This window comes from Chryseobacterium sp. SIMBA_029, from assembly GCF_046535275.1.
In the GTDB taxonomy this organism is placed as follows: Bacteria; Bacteroidota; Bacteroidia; order Flavobacteriales; family Weeksellaceae; genus Chryseobacterium.
The window spans coordinates 1-268 of record NZ_JAWRXA010000369.1 but is presented as its reverse complement, the minus strand read 5'-3'; the positions used below and the strand labels follow the sequence as shown (position 1 = coordinate 268).

Here is a 268-nt window from a genome sequence, read left to right as displayed (position 1 = left end):
AATACCGCAGTTTCCTAAACATTTCTGGCTTTTCTTGCGCTAATTGATTAAATAAAGCTACAGTCAGCCACATGATACTAGTTGCTTGAGACGAGATTTCTTTTTCAAGCCGATCTGCCGAAAGGATGATTTCTCTGCTGACTAAACAAAGGCTTATACCATTCAATAACGCTCCCCACAACTCAAAGGTAATTGCGTCAAAGACTGGTGATCCTGTCTGCAGTATCACATCATTGTCTTGGAATTGAACAAACTGATTATTTTTCAC

At 39.2% G+C, this 268-nt stretch carries 1 protein-coding gene; it reads right to left on the bottom strand.

The window, feature by feature from the left end; all coding sequences use genetic code 11:
• A partial coding sequence (locus SB679_RS24495) for a hypothetical protein (protein ID WP_410704871.1) occupies positions 1-268 on the bottom strand: 268 nt, incomplete at both ends.